The 20,010-nt window shown below is 45.4% G+C and carries 18 protein-coding genes and 1 pseudogene; 12 read left to right on the forward strand and 7 right to left on the reverse strand.

Annotation, left to right across the window (positions count from 1 at the left end; all coding sequences use genetic code 11):
- Nucleotides 1–179: 179 nt before the first annotated feature.
- Nucleotides 180–758, reverse strand: coding sequence for a recombinase family protein (locus Q0852_RS13575; RefSeq protein WP_299018770.1), 579 nt, complete (start codon nt 756–758; stop codon nt 180–182).
- A 1,136-nt stretch (nt 759–1,894) separates the two neighbouring features.
- Here Q0852_RS13575 and Q0852_RS13580 point away from each other — a divergent pair.
- Together Q0852_RS13580 and Q0852_RS13585 are read left to right on the forward strand one after the other, a co-directional pair.
- Entirely contained in the window at nt 1,895–3,250 is a 1,356-nt protein-coding gene (locus tag Q0852_RS13580; protein ID WP_299018772.1) for a HipA domain-containing protein, read from the forward strand.
- On the forward strand, nt 3,243–3,716 hold the full coding sequence (locus tag Q0852_RS13585; RefSeq protein ID WP_299018774.1) for a helix-turn-helix transcriptional regulator: 474 nt from the start codon (nt 3,243–3,245) through the stop codon (nt 3,714–3,716). The genes Q0852_RS13580 and Q0852_RS13585 overlap by 8 nt, the downstream gene beginning before the upstream one ends.
- A gap of 566 nt (nt 3,717–4,282) precedes the next feature.
- Here Q0852_RS13585 and Q0852_RS13590 read toward each other — a convergent pair.
- Complete coding sequence (locus tag Q0852_RS13590) at nt 4,283–4,426, reverse strand: hypothetical protein (protein WP_299018776.1); 144 nt, start codon at nt 4,424–4,426, stop codon at nt 4,283–4,285.
- A gap of 388 nt (nt 4,427–4,814) precedes the next feature.
- Here Q0852_RS13590 and Q0852_RS13595 point away from each other — a divergent pair, with 388 nt between their 5' ends.
- Nucleotides 4,815–5,099 carry a transposase gene (locus Q0852_RS13595; RefSeq protein WP_299019028.1) on the forward strand — a complete coding sequence of 95 codons (285 nt, stop codon included), beginning with the start codon at nt 4,815–4,817 and terminating at the stop codon, nt 5,097–5,099.
- 218 nt (nt 5,100–5,317) lie between these two features.
- Here Q0852_RS13595 and Q0852_RS13600 read toward each other — a convergent pair.
- Nucleotides 5,318–5,567 (reverse strand): annotated as a pseudogene (locus Q0852_RS13600) (transposase); the annotation flags it as partial.
- Between the two features lie 242 nt (nt 5,568–5,809).
- Between Q0852_RS13600 and Q0852_RS13605 the strand changes: the two are divergent.
- The 5 genes from Q0852_RS13605 (at nt 5,810) to yjjX (ending at nt 9,145) form a co-directional block, all read left to right on the forward strand.
- On the forward strand, nt 5,810–6,001 hold the full coding sequence (locus Q0852_RS13605; RefSeq protein ID WP_299018778.1) for a hypothetical protein: 192 nt from the start codon (nt 5,810–5,812) through the stop codon (nt 5,999–6,001).
- A gap of 468 nt (nt 6,002–6,469) precedes the next feature.
- The gene (locus Q0852_RS13610; RefSeq protein WP_299018780.1) at nt 6,470–7,030 is read left to right on the forward strand and encodes an NAD(P)H-dependent oxidoreductase; all 561 of its coding nucleotides are present in this window, start codon (nt 6,470–6,472) and stop codon (nt 7,028–7,030) included.
- Between the two features lie 108 nt (nt 7,031–7,138).
- Nucleotides 7,139–7,426 carry a hypothetical protein gene (locus Q0852_RS13615; protein ID WP_299018782.1) on the forward strand — a complete coding sequence of 96 codons (288 nt, stop codon included), beginning with the start codon at nt 7,139–7,141 and terminating at the stop codon, nt 7,424–7,426.
- 495 nt (nt 7,427–7,921) lie between these two features.
- Nucleotides 7,922–8,560, forward strand: a complete 639-nt coding sequence (locus Q0852_RS13620; protein ID WP_299018784.1) for a helix-turn-helix transcriptional regulator — start codon at nt 7,922–7,924, stop codon at nt 8,558–8,560.
- 63 nt (nt 8,561–8,623) lie between these two features.
- Nucleotides 8,624–9,145: an inosine/xanthosine triphosphatase gene (gene yjjX / locus Q0852_RS13625; RefSeq protein WP_299018786.1), complete on the forward strand. Its 522-nt coding sequence runs from the start codon at nt 8,624–8,626 to the stop codon at nt 9,143–9,145.
- A 68-nt stretch (nt 9,146–9,213) separates the two neighbouring features.
- On the opposite strand, the gene trpR is transcribed toward yjjX, so the two are convergent.
- On the reverse strand, nt 9,214–9,528 hold the full coding sequence (trpR, locus tag Q0852_RS13630; RefSeq protein WP_299018787.1) for a trp operon repressor: 315 nt from the start codon (nt 9,526–9,528) through the stop codon (nt 9,214–9,216).
- Nucleotides 9,529–9,601: 73 nt separating this feature from the next.
- Nucleotides 9,602–11,533, reverse strand: a complete 1,932-nt coding sequence (sltY, locus tag Q0852_RS13635) for a murein transglycosylase (protein ID WP_299018789.1) — start codon at nt 11,531–11,533, stop codon at nt 9,602–9,604.
- 238 nt (nt 11,534–11,771) lie between these two features.
- Here sltY and ettA point away from each other — a divergent pair, with 238 nt between their 5' ends.
- From ettA to Q0852_RS13650, 3 genes are all read left to right on the forward strand, one after another.
- Nucleotides 11,772–13,439: an energy-dependent translational throttle protein EttA gene (gene ettA / locus Q0852_RS13640; RefSeq protein WP_299018793.1), complete on the forward strand. Its 1,668-nt coding sequence runs from the start codon at nt 11,772–11,774 to the stop codon at nt 13,437–13,439.
- Nucleotides 13,440–13,621: 182 nt separating this feature from the next.
- The gene (locus Q0852_RS13645; protein ID WP_299018795.1) at nt 13,622–13,999 is read left to right on the forward strand and encodes a PilZ domain-containing protein; all 378 of its coding nucleotides are present in this window, start codon (nt 13,622–13,624) and stop codon (nt 13,997–13,999) included.
- A 123-nt stretch (nt 14,000–14,122) separates the two neighbouring features.
- Nucleotides 14,123–15,010: a M23 family metallopeptidase gene (locus Q0852_RS13650; RefSeq protein WP_299018797.1), complete on the forward strand. Its 888-nt coding sequence runs from the start codon at nt 14,123–14,125 to the stop codon at nt 15,008–15,010.
- A gap of 118 nt (nt 15,011–15,128) precedes the next feature.
- On the opposite strand, the gene radA is transcribed toward Q0852_RS13650, so the two are convergent.
- Entirely contained in the window at nt 15,129–16,517 is a 1,389-nt protein-coding gene (gene radA / locus Q0852_RS13655) for a DNA repair protein RadA (protein ID WP_299018799.1), read from the reverse strand.
- 129 nt (nt 16,518–16,646) lie between these two features.
- Here radA and Q0852_RS13660 point away from each other — a divergent pair, with 129 nt between their 5' ends.
- Nucleotides 16,647–19,019, forward strand: coding sequence for a PilZ domain-containing protein (locus tag Q0852_RS13660; protein WP_299018801.1), 2,373 nt, complete (start codon nt 16,647–16,649; stop codon nt 19,017–19,019).
- A 32-nt stretch (nt 19,020–19,051) separates the two neighbouring features.
- Here Q0852_RS13660 and serB read toward each other — a convergent pair whose 3' ends face one another.
- Nucleotides 19,052–20,005 carry a phosphoserine phosphatase gene (gene serB / locus Q0852_RS13665; RefSeq protein WP_299018802.1) on the reverse strand — a complete coding sequence of 318 codons (954 nt, stop codon included), beginning with the start codon at nt 20,003–20,005 and terminating at the stop codon, nt 19,052–19,054.
- Nucleotides 20,006–20,010 lie beyond the last annotated feature (5 nt).

A 20,010-nucleotide genomic window follows, 5' to 3' on the forward strand; every position in this document is an offset into this window, starting at 1 on the left:
ACAACTGTCGTGATACGTTGAAAAGTTAAGTGTTCACATTCAGCCGGAATCGGTGTTCAACTTCGCCGGAATACGCAATAGGACAGCTTTCTCAGAATAAAGCTTTCCTGTGTAGGATTGGATTAAACTCCACTCGTACGCTTCAGCCGCAAGCGGCTGGAAAATAGAACGATATTATATTATATTATTTTATTCCAATGACGTTTAACTGTCGCTATACCAATTCCTAAGTGTTTGGCTGTTGAACTTTGGGACTTACCATTCAGCTTACAACTTTGTACAGCCTTGGTTGTTTCAATGGCCTTAGGCCTTCCTAGCTTTTTGCCATCGTTTTTGGCTCGAGCCAACCCTTCCTGAGTTCTTTCACGAATTCTATTGCGTTCGAATTCGGCAAATGCACTGAACATTTGAAGCATTAATTTGCCTTCAGAGCTACTTAAATCTGAAACAGGCAAATCAAGACAGACTATCTTTATTCCCTTAGCTGATAGCAGCTCTATTGTTTGCTGTACATCAATGTTATCTCTTCCTAGGCGATCTAACTTTAAAACGATTAATGAATCGCCTTTTTCTAGTTTATGCTCAACTAGATTTTTGAACTGCTGGCGTTCAAGAGCACGAGTACTTCCCGATACCGTTTCTGAAATAACACGGCTATCTATTACTTCATAACCAGCTCTTCGGATTGCTAGAATTTGGTTCTGTGTGTTTTGTTCTGTTGTCGAAACTCGACAATAAGCAAATAATCTACCTGACATACATTTTCCGCATCATAAAACCTAGTATCATTATCTCATTGGTATCATATAATTGAAAGTGTATTTTTATGATACCTCTATCAGGTTATTTAAATTGGTATCATTTAACGAGTGTTTTACGATACCAGCAATGATTCTATTGAATTGAAAATTGCGACGTGACATTTAATTAACAGGCGACAGGTAAATCGAAAAACCACCAAAATAAAGTCTCAAACCGAAACGGATATTGAGTTCAGGATCGCATTGTTAAAAGCAACGTATCATTTCTAAGAATGCAAAATGGCATGGGTTCATAAACCATCCATTTTTGCGTTCATGTGCGCCAACCTTTTTTTGTTTAATATTCCTTGCAATATACTGTTAATATTGGAAAAAACATAAAATATTAAGTCTAAAACGGCATGCCGTTTTGCCAGTAATACAGCTTGGCTAAAGCCAATAAACAATGTGTATCACCTTTAAATCAAAAGATTAGATATTTTGTTACGGTTAAATAGGTGGTTTTTATTAACGCATATAAAAGCCTCTTAGAATTAAGAGTCTGACTTTTGATTGGATTATGCTTTGAGTATCTCTCGATAATCTGGATTCAAAGAGTCTTCAAGAAAGGCTTTTAACTCTGAGGCATCTTACTTTCCAACCTCAATCGCCCCCATCTAAGTTCACAGCACTAAAGCACAGGATCAGCATTTTTCATCAGCACAGTTCGCTCATTGTTAAACCATAGTGCCATATCCCAACCACTTCGTGATCTGTGTAACCGTGGCAGGCATTCCTTTAGTGCACTAAAAACACGCAACTTAGCCTTAATCAAAGCCGAGCAAACCTCACCCATATAGACCAACTCAAAAGCAATCAACTTACTAACCGATGTGACATGAGCACACAGTTAAGGATCACTTCCGACTTGAACTTAGCATATGATCCATATAAGTGACATAAAATTGATTTCTGCCTTTCAATGTAACACATACCGCACAGAGAAGATTGTTACCTTTATTTACGTAACATATATCGCACATATAAATGTATACCCCAAGCACCCTCATGTAACGTAAACCACACACTAATTGAAGTTTTTTTGTTTTATGAGTATTATATCTCACATAATGTTTTTTGATGTAGGTGTACTGATGGAAGAGGTTGTTGTTCAAGCTTTTTTGCATAATGAATGGATTGATATTGCCACTATTACTCTGCCAAATAGCTCAGAAGGTGACTTCACAACCACCACTATTGAGTACACAACAGAACATGCACTAACCTTTTTTGAGGCTGATAATAATCACGCAGCCTCTATAAATTATCCTGTTAATTTTTTCTTTGATGATCATGGGCTTGCACCTGGCTGGTTAAAATTCTTAGATGATATAGTTCCGGCTGGTGCGAGCCGCCGCTACTGGATTAAGTATTTAGATCTTGCAGGATTAAGTTTTAGCCAACAGACATTTGTTTTACTTAAGCATGGAACAATGTCACCAATCGGTAACCTACGAATTAAAGATTCTCTTCCTCCAGTTAATCAGGTTGCTGAAAAAATGAAGTTTGCCATTTCAGATGTAGTTGAACGAGATGGTGACTTTTTATCGTACGCTCAGAGTAAAGGGGCGGCGGCTGGCGGTGCAACAGGTGCAGGGGGAGAAGCTCCTAAATTACTGTTGCGATGCAGTGAAAACGAGGAAATTTGGATAGACACATTTCAAGATGATACAGAATGCCGCGATCTACACTACCTTGTGAAGTTTCCGCGAGGCCAGCGTTCAGAAGCCGACTGTAATATCTTAAGAGCCGAGTATTATTTCTATCATGAACTAACTGAAATGGGTTTTAGTACAATTCCTATAGATAATATGAGGTTAGAAGAAGGTACGCGTTATCCATCCCTATGGTTACCAAGATTTGATATTAAATTTCTTGAAGACAACCAGATAAAACGGTTTGCTATGGAATCTGTTTACTCGATGATGGGTGCGGAGCCAGGAACTACTCTTTATCATCAAGACTGCTTAGAAAAAATCATATCTATAATTAACAATAGCAATATGGTTGCTAATGGCTTTAAGTTTGATATTGAAGAATTTGTCATTGAATGGGTACGTAGAGATCTTCTGAATATTGTGTTTGGTAATAGCGACAACCATGGTCGGAATACTTCGTTTTTAAGAGATGAAAATGGTATTTGGCTTGCCCCAATTTACGATTTTGCTCCAATGAAAGCAGATGCAGAAGGTATCATAAGAACAACCAAATGGCGCGATTTTGAAGTAGGTGGCGAGTATGATTTCATTGGTATTTCAAAAGCTTTAAATCATCTAGTCCCACAGGAAAAGCTTATCTCTGCATTATGTCAGACATCAAAACAATTAATTGGCTTAAGGCAAAGACTCGAAGATAAAGGATTACCAAAACAGATTCTAGATATGCCAGCTATTGGCCTTAATTTTGTTGAAAAAAGGTTGGAAAAATGGGGGTTATTAACTCATGAATGATCATTACTCGAAAAAGAGGAATCGTAATACAGATTACGTTACTGTTGAAGATACTGTTAAAAGACTAAAGATCTTAAATTTAAAAGATGATCAGAAATCCATGTATGTTAGTCAAACTCAGCATAGCAATGACAATAAGATAAAGCTTGATACAACTCGGCGAGTTTCAAGTAGGACTGAAGCACCAGATCGTAAAAACTTCAAAGCGAATATTCTTAGAATTTATGAGTTGTTAACGGATGGAGAGATTAGTCAAGGTCAAGCTCTTAAGCTATTAAGAACACACGTACTTAATATTAAGCAAACAGAGTTTGCTGACTTAGTGAAGGTATCTCGTAAAACCATTTCAGAACTAGAGAATGACAAGGGAAACTATACACCAGAGATAATCAATAAGGCATTTAAACCATTTGGATTAAAAATGGGGCTAGTGTTTATTTCAAGCATGAATCACAATAAAACTTGAGTATTCAGTTTTCTTTATAGTTTTTCTATATCAAGCCATGACACATTATCATTGGATATGTGTTGATTTTGAACTCATTTTTCAATAGTAATCTGCATATTAAGCTCATGATATCAAAAAAATGTCACCTTCTTACATACTTTTCCTAACACTAAATTAGCTTGTTTGAGTGATGGCCTGAACCTGCTTGATTTTTCCTATATCTGATAACTTTGGTTTAATCAACTTTTATTAAAACAAGTTGCTATTTGATAACTTAAAAGATCTCTTTTCAACCAAAAGCACTTTAATCAATATCAAAAACACAGCTTAGCCCATGTCAATACACAATGTGTATTGCTTTTAAATCAACAACTTAACCGAATTGAGTTTTTTTTCATTAAAATGGTTTTCAAGATTTTTTTATTAAAGCGTATAAAAGCCTCTTTAAGGTAAGATTCTTGTCAAAAGTGTATTCTTTGAGAAAGGTTAATGCATAGGTATCCCCTGCTCCACAGGGAATTAAGTTGAATTATTTCTTTACGCTAATTACCTTAATATTTTCATCATGTAGATCACAAATGAATTTAACGTAAGAAGGTAACTAATCCTCTCTTTTCTAACTTTGCAATGATACGTTTCTTAGATTGGCTTAAGGTTACCCCTGGATTACTAAACCCTTCTTTCTTGCCGAAAGGATTTTCTAGAACTTTACGTTTCACTTTTTCCATCAATAAGCTTCCTCATCGCAGTTGAACACAAAAGAGTAACGATAACTAGAATAGCAGCATTTACCTAAGTCATGAACTAGATAAAGCAGATATATCAACACTAAGGTTAGAATAACTACGGAAGATATAGTCTAAAATTCACACGGCTTGATGCTTGAAAATAAATACAATCATGAATTGATACCTGATAAAAAGCCTTTAGACGTTTAAGATAGGCGACGAGAATCACTAGTTATGTTCGTGTATGATAGGAAGTATATCAAATCGTGATAAGCATCACATATTTGTCATGTTTTGGGGATGACTTTTTCTTTTAGTAACATAGGAAGTAACAAGCACAAAAACACAAATCTAAAAATTAACTTAATTTCAGCCACTTACCATTATAATTCAACTCCCGCCAGCGCAATATTCGACCGGAGGAAAATCTAACCTCGGGAGCATTAGTAGACGCGGTAACACCTACTTACGAACGCTCGTTATCCAAGGGGCAAAGGCATTGAAAATCCACATGAATCGAGAGCAATCATCACTTGGAAAGTGGATTGGCAGACTGGAGGCCTCACATCATCACCATGTGGTTCTGATTGCATTGGCAAATAAACTCATTCGAATCTGCTGGAAAGTATTAACTTCTGGCCGAGAATATCAGGCATACCCGAGCGCTGTATAAAGCATCCACAACAGCAATAGCTAACCTATGTTTTGCGGAAGAAACCTGATGAAAGAAGCGTTAATCCCACATCACTGAAGCCTGGCTAAAAAAGCAGTCCATCGTGACTGAAAGCTTTACTAGGACGGTGATGTGCGGATCCCATCAAGGCCGGATACATTGACGCAAACGACTTCTAGAATCGAGCTTCTCTTGCAATTCAGGAGCAGACCATACATTTTTAATATCGACTTTTCCCGCTCAAGGCGGTTAATACGAGCTTCTAGCTCCTGAATTTTTTGTTGCTCCGGAGTGAGCGCTTTACTCGATGGCGTTTGACCACCTCGCTCCTGTTACCCATCGGCGAAAGACATTTTCACTCACATCCAGAGAACGGGAAGCCCCAGAAACGGTATAGTCCTGGTCTAGGACCAGATTGGCAGCTTCAAGTTTAAATTCAGCAGAAAAAGTACGACGTTGTTTTGTCATTGAACACCTCTAAAACTAGGCAGTAACTTTACCACCTAAAATGGTGTCCGGGATAATTAGACCATCACTACAACCAGATCCGCTTAGCAATTGATTTGCTCAACAACGCTAGCATTTATCATACATAGTCGCCACGGTTTGCCAAGTACCACGTTCTAAAATTAAGAGAGTTATAAATTTAATAAATTTTAAAATGAGTCGTTTTTAAACTATTTACGCATTATTTTTGGTTCTACGTTTCTATGTTTCTTAAGTCACAAACTGTTTTCAGTGGTACTGAAAAAGAAAATCTAATCAATGATCTTCTAGAGACCATTGCTGCAAGATTCCCTAAATCGGATGTAAGTATCAGCCAAAAAAAGGAAAAAAATGGAACAATCACTATTTGTTTTGAAGTTAGTGGCGAAAATTTAGTACAAGTTTGTTTACCATAACCTCCGTAAAGCGCTCCAAGTCTGTAAGCCCATCACTGTATGGGCTTTTTATTACCTGAAAGATTTATTACACCACCTTCAGTTCCCCCAAACGAGGAGCTGAACCTCCGTCCGAAACACTTACCATCCCGGCACTGCCCGAATAAGCAGAATTTGTATTCTCCTCAGCATGATATAGATTCTAGGCGACAGGGTTCCAATGTGGTATCACACCGAGCCAGCGCAGAAAATAAAGTTGTGTTACCCGCCAGATCTACACGCCGCTCCTCTGACGGCTAAAAATAAGCCTCATATCAATACTCTGAGCTGCCTCAGGTCTGAGAGGACAAATGTCCTCCTTAATCTATTTCTACCTACTTATAATCCTTGGCAATAACTAAAAGCCACAAATGAAGCCAGAGAAACAGGCTTTCGACCATTCATTCTAGTGCATTTCATTGCATTAGAAACGCTCCCAAGGATTCATACATGAATGTACTCGTTATAGATGGACACCCAAACCTGGCTCAATCGGTCGCCAACTCAACCATTCTGGCTCACCAGACTCAGCAAACGCACTGGGAAATCAATCACGTCACCTACTTTAACGGTAATATTAAGGCCGAGCAGGATTTACTGCTCCGTGCTGATCTTATCGTGGTACAGTTTCCACTCTATTGGAGCACTTACCCTGCGGTGCTGAAAAAGTGGGTTGATGATGTATTCACTTACGGTTTTGCATTCGGTCCGGAAGGCAGTCAGCTAAAAGGCAAACCAGTAGTTTTCTCGATAACAGCTGGTGCAACCGAAGACTCTTACAGCGAAAATGGCTTCAACTTCCTGCCTTTTGAAGCCTATCAGGTAGCCTATGAGCACCCGTTTCGCGCCGCAGAAGTGAATATTATCGACACCATTACCACATTTGAAATGAATGCAATTCCAGAGGAAGGCGGCGATCTGGCCAACACCATCGCTCTGGCACATGCACACGCCAAACGTGTATTTGAGACAGTAAACCAACGGGAAGGACACCTGAATGCTCCCGTCTGATATCGGTATTGTAACCCTAATTTGAGTTGTTTTTTCTTCTCTGAAAACCATCATCAAATAAGCTAACTGGCGATCAGTGGTACCTTTGACAACTTGGTTAACCTCAGCGTGGACCGAACCGGATTAGTCTGGGCACTGCTGGTGCTGCCATTAATTATCCTGGGTGCCCCTACCGGTGGCCAGCAAAATACAACCCCCCTGGCTATGTCATTATCGCTGACGATACTCCTAGCTAAACCCACAACGACAACACCCCGCATTCCCCCACAACATAACCACCAGCAAATCACCGCCACTCTCTCGGCGAAACACTCTCAAAATGACTCAAAACTTCTTCACCATTTAGCCGCTTTGTTGCACTGCCTTCATACTTGGACAGCCATTCATACTCATTAAGCATTCCCTCCCTTAATGTTAAGGCTTGCGGATTAGTAATGGTCGTCAAAAAAATGCCAAGTTTCATTCGTAATGTGAGCCAGTTAATAAAAGCAAGCAGCCTGTTATGCGCGATTGATTATATTAAACGGTCAAAGTCTCAACAGAAGCAGACCTGATAATATATTTTCCGCCGAAAAATATATCCATTCACAAATAAGATGTTATCAGGGCAAATATTGATAGGATCCGATAACGTGTTGTTGGTTGATAAGTGGTCAAACCACAAAAATTGATCTGGCTCGCAGTTTTATTTTTGGCGCTACCGTTATTTTGCCGTCAAAATTTTGTTCCCTTTTTTACCCATCATACCAATCAAGGATATTCCTTTAACGAAATCAATCGCACTTTTTATGCTTCATAGATTCCTTTGGAATGGTTCTCAGTAAAATGGGCTATGACTTTTACGAATGCCTATTTTTGCATTCAATCACTGTGAGCAGGAAGCCTGAGAGCATGGAATATTTAGAGAGAATTAAGCGTTTAGCCAAAATTCAGGGCATCAGCCAAAAGCAGCTGGGCGAAGCCCTTGAACTCCAGCAAGGTACAATGAGCCGTAAGCTTTCGGGCAAATACGGTATCGAAGTTCGCGAGCTTGAAAAAATTGCGATGACACTTAGTACATCAATCAGCTACCTGCTAACAGGGCAAATTGATACCGGTACCCGTGCGACCACCGCTATTAGCGATGAAGCATCCCAAGGTTCAACAAGTACCTACATCCCGATCATTCACCGTAAAGATTTTACGACGTATAGTCAGGGAGGAACCGTCAATGTTGTAAGCAAGCGTGCTATTCCGCACCACCTGGAGCGTGAAGAATGCCTGGGACTGTTAGTTGATAATGAGAACATCGCACAGTGTGCACCGGTTGGCAGCTATGCGCTTGCGACGCGCAAAGCGACCTACCGTCCAAAGCAGCCGGTATTCGCTTCAGTACGCGGTAGTGAGCCTGATTTCTACCACATGACTCAGCTGGCCGACGGCGTTGTGTTTTCAACTTCCCAGCCAGATTTTCCAAATCTGTTTGTGAACAATGGCGAGTTCCAAATCCACGGGTATATCATTCAGTCGGATTGGGCTTACGACCGATAAGTCGCCTTACATGCGTGACTTCATGTCGTCAAACCGTAAAATAGCTGGGGTGGAGGTAATAGTATGTCATCAGTTATCGTCGCCTCAGCTAATCCTGCCAAAATATCTGCAGTCGCTGAGGCTTTTTCAACAGCTTTTCCAGCACAAACCTTTTCATTCCAGGGGATCAGTGTCGCCAGTGAGGTGAGAGATCAGCCTATGTGCGCTGACGAAACCCTGACCGGCGCCCGTAACCGGATCAACAACGCTCGCAAGCAAGTACCGGAAGCCGACTACTATGTCAGCATTGAAGCCGGTATCGACGGTGATTCCACCTTTGCCTGGATGGTTGTCGAAAACAGCACTCAGCGTGGTGAGGCGCGATCGGCATCCTTACCATTGCCGCCAAAGGCACTGGATAAGATCCACCAGGGCATCGAGCTTGGGGATGTCATGGATGAAATGTTCAACCAGACCAACGTCAAGCAAAAAGGCGGGGCAATCGCTATGCTGACTAACCATAAACTCAGCCGCAGCTCGGTTTACCAGCAAGCATTGATCCTGGCTCTGATCCCATTCATGAACCAAGACCTATTTCCAGCCTGAATATTTGCCAGATAATAAAAACCCTGCCGTTTGGGCAGGGTTGATTTGGTTTTGAGCAATATGTTCCGCTATTTAGTACTCTGCTGCTGTAGCAACTGTGCCAACCACACCTTGGTCGCCTCATCATGATGCTTCAGCTCATTTGAACCACGAGTGATTGTTGCAACACCGACACCTAACAACTCACTGATCTTTCGCTGGCTCCGCTCACCATTTAGCAACTCATTAAAAATATTGACCCGGGACAACAATACCGTTCGCTCATCCGGCGTCAGTAGCAACTTCAGTAAAGTGTCATCTTTTTGCTCAGACGCAGCCTGACGCAAAATATCAATCACTTGCTGCCATTCAGTGAATTCTGGAGTTTCTGGGGTGGAAGACATTTAAACCTCATCAATGAGTACCTTTCTCAGCACCGGATTCTATCCTGTTATTTACGTACAACCAAGCCGACAATCAGTACCTTGCATCCAGCTCGTTAGGTTTGAGCAATGGCGTTTTCTTGCCGATCAGATCCCCGTAATACACCTCGAACATTAAAATGTTCTGCACATATCGCCGGGTTTCAGCAAACGGAATCGCTTCGATAAATTCATATACATTCAGCTGTTCATCGGTTTTCTGACGCCAGCGTGTTACGCGGGTAGGCCCGGCATTATAGGCAGCAAACGCAAACACCCGGTTATCATCATAACGCTCCAGCATCATCTTCAGGTAACCGCTACCAAGGCGAATATTAACCCCGGGATCAAACAGGCTCTTCTTACCCTGATAGTTTCGCCCCAGCTTTTTCGCCGTCTCTTTGGCCGTGGCAGGCATCAGCTGCATCAGCCCCCGGGCTCCAACCGGCGAGATCGCCTCGATATTTAGTGCACTTTCCTGACGCGCCAGTGCCATCATCGTGGTAGCCGACAAGCCACGCTTCTTGCTGAAAAAATCGAACCACCATTTGTGGGCGACCGGAAAACGTAGCTCAATATAATCCCACAACTGGCCGGAAATGGTTGCCTGAACGGCCATATGGTGCCACTTATTCGCCGCAGCATAAGTGGCCAGCATCACCACTTCATCATTATCCATCCTATCAAGCAGGTATTCCCACTCGCGGTTAGCGGAAAACAACTTGTCCAACGCTATCAACTCCTTGATCCGCCCGAGTGAATCCGTGTATTCATGGTGATGATCGACTGAACTATCAGACGTCCTAACAGGATAAACGATCGGTTTACCCAGAATGGTGGCTGCCGCCGCACTGTAATAGTTACGCTCACCTAAAATGGAACGGTAAAGCTCATCAGCCGTTTTATTGTTCCCTTCCCTGGCCAGAAAATTGGCCTGCCAGAACGTCCAACGAATAGATTTTTTGGCCTCATCGGGCAAGCGCGTCATCCACCCCTTGGCTTCCTGCCACTTAGCCTGGCGGATTGCCAACCGGAACCGGCGCTCCAACAACGATTCATTTCGCGTGCCTGTCAGCTTCTTGTCACGCCAGCGGATCAACTCTTTATCATCAGTTGAGAAAAGCCTGCTGGCGGTATAGTCGGCCATCAGCTGGCGCTTGACAGCAGAAAAATGCTGCCCTTTCATCGTCCACTCATACTGCCTAACAGCCTCTCGCACATCACTGCGCACCAGCCGCTTATAAGCAATAATCGTCAGGTTCTGGTTGAAAGGTGTCACCTTGCTACGTTTGGCAAAGTCACCAACCCGATCGGGGCTATCGTAAAGCTCAAGCACCGCCTTACCCTGCCCCTTCCCGCTTTTGGATAACTGTTTATTGAGATATTTAAGACGGTTACGATTTTTTTCTTCATAAACCAGCAGCATACGGTCGAGGATAACATTATTGCTACGCTGGCCGGCCTTTTGCCATTTTGTCAGAAGGGGATCACAGGCATCACTGAGAGACTTGCCGGTCAACCATAATGACTCGGCGCCCTGCCAGGCAACTTCTGTATTACCGAGCTTGCTCTGGGCATAATAATAGTGACACCTCAGCACTTCATCACGCGGCGGCATCGGCTGGACATCGACAAAATTCTGCCAACGCTCGGAATCGGCCAGATGTTGGAGGTAGCGCTCCCTAACGGTCTCGCTAAATGGCAGGCTCTCGAATTCCTTAATAAAGGTCTCAACCTGCGCAGGGGTTTTCTGTGTCAAATTGCGAGAAAAATCACGATAGTCAAGGTAGGGAACTAACGGATAATCGCCCAGCTTTTCACGCAGCTGACGAAAGTCCTTCTCATTGTTGTCACTCAGCGCCTCTTTTGCCTCTTCATACCATTGACGCTGCTGATCAAGCGAAGCAGCCTGGCTAAGCGGCCCGGCCAGCAAGCACAGCACCGTTACGGTGACCGAAAACGCCTTACGGATAAAATAGCAAGTCACAGTACAATTCCACTCCAGTCGATTCCATCCCTATAGAAATACCCAGCTAATAAATATGCACTCAACTGCACTTTATTCCTAGTACTGTTTTCCATCATCCCGGAACTACCGAAACGGCAGCCAAGATCAGACTGGTATTTATTCATCTTAAACGCTAATGATGAACAATGCTGTTAAACTTATGTCCAGAACAGGTAAAATACCTCCTTTCCCTTTAGATTAGAGATTACAAACGGATATGGCTGAATACGTCTATACCATGTCGCGCGTTGGCAAAATCGTTCCGCCTAAGCGCCAAATTCTGAAAGATATTTCCCTAAGCTTTTTTCCAGGTGCAAAAATTGGTGTACTTGGCCTGAACGGTGCGGGTAAATCGACCTTGCTACGTATCATGGCTGGTATCGATACCGATATCGAAGGTGAAGCTCGTCCACAAGCGGGTCTGAAAGTAGGTTACCTGCCACAGGAACCGGTTCTGGATGAAGAAAAGACCGTCCGTGAAGTTGTTGAGGAAGCAGTATCTGATGTTAAAAATGCACTGACTCGCCTTGATGCAGTTTATGCCGCTTATGCAGAACCAGATGCAGACTTCGACGTTCTGGCCAAAGAACAGGGCGAACTTGAAGCGCTGATCGAAACCAAAGATGGCCACAACCTGGAGATGCAACTAGAGCGTGCTGCTGATGCCCTTCGCCTTCCTGAATGGGATGCACAAATCAAACACCTGTCTGGTGGTGAGCGTCGTCGTGTTGCTATCTGTCGCCTGCTGCTAGACAAGCCGGACATGCTACTGCTTGACGAACCGACGAACCACCTGGATGCTGAATCGGTTGCATGGCTTGAGCACTTCCTGGTTGACTACAGCGGTACTGTTGTTGCGATTACCCACGACCGTTACTTCCTTGACAACGCTGCTGGCTGGATCCTGGAACTTGACCGTGGTGAAGGTATTCCATGGGAAGGTAACTACACTTCTTGGCTTGAGCAAAAAGATGAGCGCTTGAAGCAAGAATCATCGCAAGAGAAAGCACGTCAGAAAACGATCGAGAAAGAACTTGAATGGGTTCGCCAGAATCCAAAAGGTCGTCAGGCGAAATCAAAAGCACGTATGGCACGCTTTGAAGAGCTTAACAACAACGATCACCAAAAACGTAACGAAACCAACGAGCTATTTATCCCGCCAGGTGAGCGCCTAGGTGATAAAGTGCTTGAGGTGAACAACCTAACTAAATCGTTCGGTGATCGCGTTCTTATCGACAACCTGTCTTTCAGCATGCCTAAGGGTGCGATTGTGGGTATCATCGGTGCTAACGGTGCCGGTAAATCAACCCTATTTAAGATGCTGAGCGGCACAGAACAACCTGACGCGGGTACGATTGAACTGGGTGAGACAGTAAGTCTTGCATCGGTTGATCAGTTCCGTGACAGCATGAACGACAAAAACACGGTATACCAAGAAATTTCGGAAGGTGCGGAAATCATCCGTATCAACAACTTCGAAATTCCTGCACGTGCATACGCTTCACGCTTCAACTTCAAAGGAAGCGATCAGCAGAAACTGATTGGCGACCTTTCTGGTGGTGAGCGTAACCGTGTTCACTTGGCGAAACTGCTTAAAGCGGGCGGTAACGTTCTGCTACTCGATGAACCGACCAATGACCTGGACGTAGAAACCCTACGTGCACTGGAAGAAGCCCTGCTGGAATTCCCAGGCTGTGCCATGGTTATCTCGCACGACCGCTGGTTCCTCGACCGTATTGCAACTCACATCCTGGACTACCGTGACGAAGGTCAGGTGAACTTCTTCGAAGGTAACTTCACCGAGTACACCGACTGGCTGAAAAAGACCCTGGGGTCACAGGCTGCAGAGCCGCATCGCATCAAGTACAAGCGTATCGCTAAGTAATTTGCGTACTTATAACTCCAAAGGGCTGCATTATGCAGCCCTTTTTTGGTATTTCTAACCAAGAATGTGACCAACTCAACCAGACTCAGTGCCACGGTGGCGTATTTTTGTGATCCAATGGCTGGAGAAATATCTCATTTCTAATTACACTTAAATCACTAAAACAACAAAAAAGTATTGCTATGGTCGAGAGACGTCACTTTATCCGCATCCTCTACCGGACTCCCGCAAAAATAAAGCAATCGCAGGAGGAATGGTCTGCGGAAGTTTGTGACCTTTCGTTACAGGGGATCCTGCTCACTTGCCCTCCTGGCTGGAAATCCGGCCATGACAAATACTACACCGTCAGCTTCTGTTTGCATGACTGTGACGTCGAACTGAACATGGAGACACAGCTGGTCAGCCATGACGACGATTACCTGCGCATGCAGATCCATCATATTGACATTGAGAGTGCCAGCCACCTCAAACGCCTAGTCGAGCTTAATATCGGCACGGACGAGCTATTACATCGAGAACTCGAACAACTGGCAGATCTTAAAAAGCACCTTAACGAGTAGTAGTTATTCACTATGTCGGACAGTATTTGTATCTCGGTCTCTGATCACCGAGGCACTTCCCATTATTTAATCAATCGCTTTAAAAAACGCTATTTTTTCCTCGCTTTGATTATTGTGTTATCCATGATCTCGTCAGCCGGTTACAGCGTCTACAGCCTTTATCAGAAAACTATTGAATCAGACCAACTGCTAAATGAACTGAATGTACAAACTGAGCAGCTTACCGCCTCCCTTTCGGAAGAAAGTACTGCCAACCAGGTACTTAACCAAGAACTGGCAGACAAAAAAGCCGCTCTGTCCTTACTAACCCAGCGTATCGATGATGTCGAAACCATCCTCGGCCTGCAATCTAACGATGGCGAAGTACTGCCGCTTGAACAGCGTATCGACAGTGCAGCTATCAGCTCAGCTGTCCGGGGAACCCTGTTCCGCCTGCTGCCTAACGGTAGCCCGACACCGGGGATCCGCATGTCTTCCCAGTACGGTGTCCGGATCCACCCGGTTACCGGTCGGCGCAAGTACCACCGCGGACTGGATTTCGCCGCCAACATCGGCACACCGATTTACTCCCCGGCAGATGCCGTCGTTGAGGTGATCCGTCCGAGCAAGAAAAAAGGCTCCGGCAATTTCCTCAAGCTTAGCCATTCAATGGGCTTTGCCTCGACTTACTCGCACATGAACAAATTCAATGTTAAGCGCGGTCAGTTCATTCGAAAAGGGGATCTGATTGGCTGGACTGGCAATACCGGCCTGTCGACCGGCCCGCACTTGCACTATGAAATTCGTTTTTTGGGACGCGCCCTCAACCCTCGTCCATTCGTAGAATGGACACCGGAGAACTTTGACTCACTGTTTAAGAAAGAAAAAACGGTGCAATGGGTTCACCTACTGGATATGTTCAATAACATTGTATCAATGCAGGTTCAGCTGACTCACCATGTTCCGGAAGCCGCCACACCAATAAAAACGGCCAGCAACCAGGAGGTGGCACCGGATCAGCACCAGCTCTAAGCCAAAGCTCACGCAGGCTGTGCGCCCAAAATGACAGACACAAAAAACGAGAGCCTTGCTCTCGTTTTCTTATTGCTTGTTTTTTAATTGCATATTATCGCCAACAGTAGATACCGGATTACATCGCCACCCGTTCAAAAGCGGTCAGCGCTTCCTGTAAGTCTTCAACCGCAATAATCTCAATACCGTTCACCTGGCGACTAGCATTGGCTTTCGGCACAATCGCGCGAGTAAAGCCCTGCTTGGCAGCTTCACGAATTCGCTCCACCCCATTGGCTGCCGGGCGGATATCCGCGTTCAGACCAATCTCACCAAAGACCAGTACATCCTGGGGGATTGGCGCATTCTTGAAACTGGAGAAAATCGCCAGCAATACTGCCAAATCTGCCGAAGTTTCTTCCACCTTGATCCCGCCGACACAGTTCACAAAGATATCCATATCAGAGAGCATGACCCCGCCATGTCGGGCCAGTACCGCAATTGACATTGCCAGACGGTTAGAATCATACCCCACAGTCAGGCGGCGCGGGTTTTCGGTCACGGAGTTATTACACAGCGCCTGCACTTCCACCAGCAGCGGACGCGTTCCCTCCCACAACGTGGTACAGACAGAACCGGCATGATTTTTCTCTGAGCGGCTAAGGAAAATCGCTGATGGGTTCTTCACCTGCTTCATCCCGGTTTCCGTCATAGCAAAAAAGCAGGATTCGGAATCGGCACCGAAACGGTTTTTCGAAGTCCGCAATACCCGGAACTTCTCGTCTGATGTCGACGACAGGGCAAACAAACCGTCAACAATATGGATCAACTGCATCGGGCCCGCCACATTAGAGTCTTTATTAATATGACCAACAATCATGAAGGTCACCCCTTCAGTCTTTGCGAAGCGTGTCAGTGCCGCCGCAGATTCTTTAACCTGACTCGGGCTACCTGCTGCCGAATCATTGTGAGCTACCGTCATGGTCTGAATCGAGTCAATAATCACGAAGTCAGCCTTTTGCTGCGTCACGTGATTTAAGACCTGCTCTACAGAGGTTTCAGCTACCACATTGATCTTATCGATATTTGGCGTATTCAAACGCTTGGCACGCTGGGAGATCTGATGGATAGACTCCTCACCCGAGACATACAGCGCCGCCTTGCCCGCTGCTACCGAACCAATACTCTGCAAGAGCAAGGTTGATTTACCCGCACCTGGGTCACCGCACAGCAGCAACACCGAGCCCGGCACAATGCCACCACCCAGTACCCGGTCCAGCTCCGTTATACCGGAGCTAAAGCGAGGCAAGTCCTTGCTTTCAACCTCAGACAGTTTCTGAATCTTTGTTGATGCTCCGGCATAACTACTCGTAGCAGAAGCGACACCAGATCCAACGGCCGCCCGAGTTTTCGGGATCGTAAATTCAGTAATCGTGTTCCAGGCAGCACAGGCACTACACTGGCCCTGCCAGCGAGGAAAATCTGCACCACATTCACTGCACACATAAGCGCGCTTGGTCTTAGCCATGTTTCACCTAACTTATTTGATCAACAGCACACTATTTAATCGCAGAATTCTTAAACTGCTAATTCCAATCGGAATCCTAATGACAAAAAATTCTTTTGCTGCAAAATACAAATATTAAACTTTGGATCAATGTATCAAAAAATTATGTTGCCGGACGACTATAAAGGACTAATCGAAAAACTTATACCTGTCTACGACAGCGATGATTTTGAGCACGTGTTTCAAATGATGACACACGAAACCAATGGCCCAACCCGTCTTAAGCTCAAAATGGAACTCAACCGCATCATGGCTCCATGCCATCAAGTCGTTGATCTCCGCGGACGGGTCAATGGTGATTGTCGCCCTTACGAATTAAACGGCCTCGAGCATTGGCTGGATGATGTCGCGATCAATACCTATCACAAACATATTAAGGTATTCGGCGGTAAATTCCGGGTCGGGCTATACGAAACCCTGATGAATACCCGAAATAATTTCCGGGTACTCCACCAGCAACAAAAAGTAGACCTTCATAAAGACGAAGGGCCGCAACGAGATACACAGTTTGATGCCAGCCTGATCCGCTTTGGCCACTACCTTACGCGTGAAGAAAACCGACTGCAAATTACCACACAGGTCGAACTGGCACTGCCTTTAAAACAGTCGGTACACGGCGTGACATCGGATTTATCTTATTCCGGTGCAAAATTCAAAGTCCCTTCTGCCTTTAAGTACAACCTCGGCCAGTCAATTACGGCTAAATTTCCCCTCATGGCTGAAGCCTTCCATGATCCACGCCTCAGCACAGGAATTGAATATCGCATTCTGGATATCGACGATAACAAAGACAACGACAGCTTCAAATGGCTCCGGCTCAAGCTGAGCGGCGATAATAGCGCCATCAAAAATGCAATTGATAGCAGTCTGAAGATCTCACACAACCGTACCCGTAAAAACCATGAAGACAGAGTTATCCAGGCTCGCACTAAAGGCTACGAGCACTGCTTTCTTAAGCATACCTCCAGTATGCCGATGTTCTTTGCCGGTAACCGACTGGAATACTGCCTGCTAACCGAACACAACCGCCATATCTGGGAACATTGGCATGATGAACGCAACCAACCCGTCATCAACCACCTGCTCTCAGCTGATCGCATGGCAACCCTGGGCAAAGCCGGCCTCAAGCAATGCAGCACCCTGATCTACAGCTTCTGTCATGAACATGGCCAGAAGAGCTTTTTCTATTCTGCCGCCCTACCGGAAATGACAATGGAAGAGCGCCACCTGTTCTGGCATGTCGGGGCAACCCGAAGCAGCTGGCGCGTCAATCGGCTGACCGTCTACCCTATCGAGCAGGATTGCCTGGAAAAGCTAAAAGATATTGCGCCGGAAATGGTCGATAAGCTTAGCAGCCTCACCCATATCGGTATTTTGCAGGATCTGACCAATGCAGAAGCGCTGCAAGACTTCCGCCTGGCGATCAAGCCGCAACTTCCTGGCAAGGCATTGCAACCGTTCCGCCATCCGCGAAACCCGGTATCCGGTGCCAAAGCAGTATTTTTCGATCCAAAACCGCAGCGTAGCGAATCACGGTTTATCTTCGAAACACCGATCGAGCTCAACCACCCGGATTTGTCACCAGTCACCGGCGCTACCCTTGATTTTTCAATCCGCGGCCTGAACCTGAACCTAAACCTGCCCCTACAGGTAAGGCGCGGCGATGAAGTGACGATAAAATTCAGTGAGCTACAAAAACAAAACAAGCAAGCGCCGCTAAGCCATGTCCCCTACCGCGTGATCCGGGTCAGCCCGGATTGCCAGAACATTCAACTGACAACCGGCAGTGGCGAGAGTGCCTTAAGGGGGGAGCAATTCTTACGCCGGCTGATCCAGCATAACAAAAATAAGCTCACACTGGCCGAAGAGCAATTGCCGACCGGGGAGCTGCTGCTGGCAATGCACCAGATGCTCCTGACTCACCTCAATATGACGCCTTACTTTACGGAAAAAATCGACCACAAAGTAAAAGTCAGGGCAATCGGCAGTAACTACCCACTTCCAGCCCTGCTAAAACTATTAAACTTCGCGGCAAATGATGAAGATAATACCTACTCTCTTGCACCTATTTTCAGAAACAGGCTGAAAAGGATGCTGGCAGAAACTATGCGCCCGGTTGAAATCCACCAGCCTTACGTTCATGAGATGTACATTCACATCCAGAAAAGCGGTGACAAACTTAAGAGCATTGAAAGCAAATTGCTCGATGAATTTGACACTACCGAAGCGCGGATCAAATTCATCAAAAAAGCCAAGACCAAAGGTGGCTTCATGGCACTGAGGATCACCGCCGTTCCGGTACTCAACCCGATGACAGCTCTGACAGGTCTGGAACTAGGGGAATTAGCCCGGATGACACTGCACCGGGCTAGGGCCCTTGAAATGGAATTCACCTCGCTGATTGGCTGCGGTGAGATATACGACATTACCGACGAGGTGCTGGTAAGGCTGGAGATAGGATGACTCGAGCCCCTCAGATCTAGATCCTATACAAACTAAATCCTATATAAAGAAGCTGACAAGATACACAGCACCCCGCCCAAATCCGCATAGCGGATCACGGCCGGGGCTTGTGCTTCGACTTTCGGCTTGGCATGATAGGCAATCCCTAACCCTGCGGATTTAATCATCAAAAGATCATTGGCACCGTCGCCAACGGCAACCGTGTTGTGTGGTGCAATCTCGTGCTGCTCGGCAAGAGCACGCAGGATATCAGCTTTCACCTGAGCATCAACTACATCACCAAGTACCCGGCCTGTCAGTTTACCGTCGGCAATTTCCAGGGTATTAGACTGGGCGTGATCCAGGTTCAGCTCCTCTTTGAGGTAATCCGAAAAGTAGGTAAAACCGCCGGAAGCGATAGCGGCCTTCCAGCCGAAATGGTGGAGCGTAGCCACCAATTCCCGTAGCTCCGGCATCATAGGTAGCGATGTACGCACAGTTTGCAGGATCCCCTCATCAGCCCCGGCCAATGCCGCCACCCGCTGGCGCAGGCTCTGCTCAAAATCAAGCTCTCCCTGCATCGCTCGCTCTGTCACCGCGGCAACCTGCTCACCAACGCCTGCCAATACAGCCAGCTCATCAATGCACTCAATTTCAATTGCCGTAGAGTCCATATCCATCACCACCAGACCCGGATCAGATAAATTGGGGAGCTCATCAGCCCGGACGCAATCAAGGCGATACTCAATGACAGCCTGCTCAAGCGCATCAGAAAGTGCATTGCCGATCAATAAGGCATCATACGTACCTACCTGCCAGGCTGCGACAACCTCCAGAGTTACACCAGCCAAGCTCTCTACCCCAGATAGCTGCTCTGGGGTAATGCCTCGGCCGAAAATAAGCACACGAGCCTGGTTTGAGTCTAAATTTGAAGCAGTAGTTATGCCAGGGAAACGCTGTTGCAAAGAAGTGTATTTTTTTACTGTTAGCACGCTTGATACATCCATGTTCA

The sequence above is a fragment of the uncultured Photobacterium sp. genome, assembly GCF_947502415.1.
GTDB lineage: Bacteria > Pseudomonadota > Gammaproteobacteria > Enterobacterales > Vibrionaceae > Photobacterium.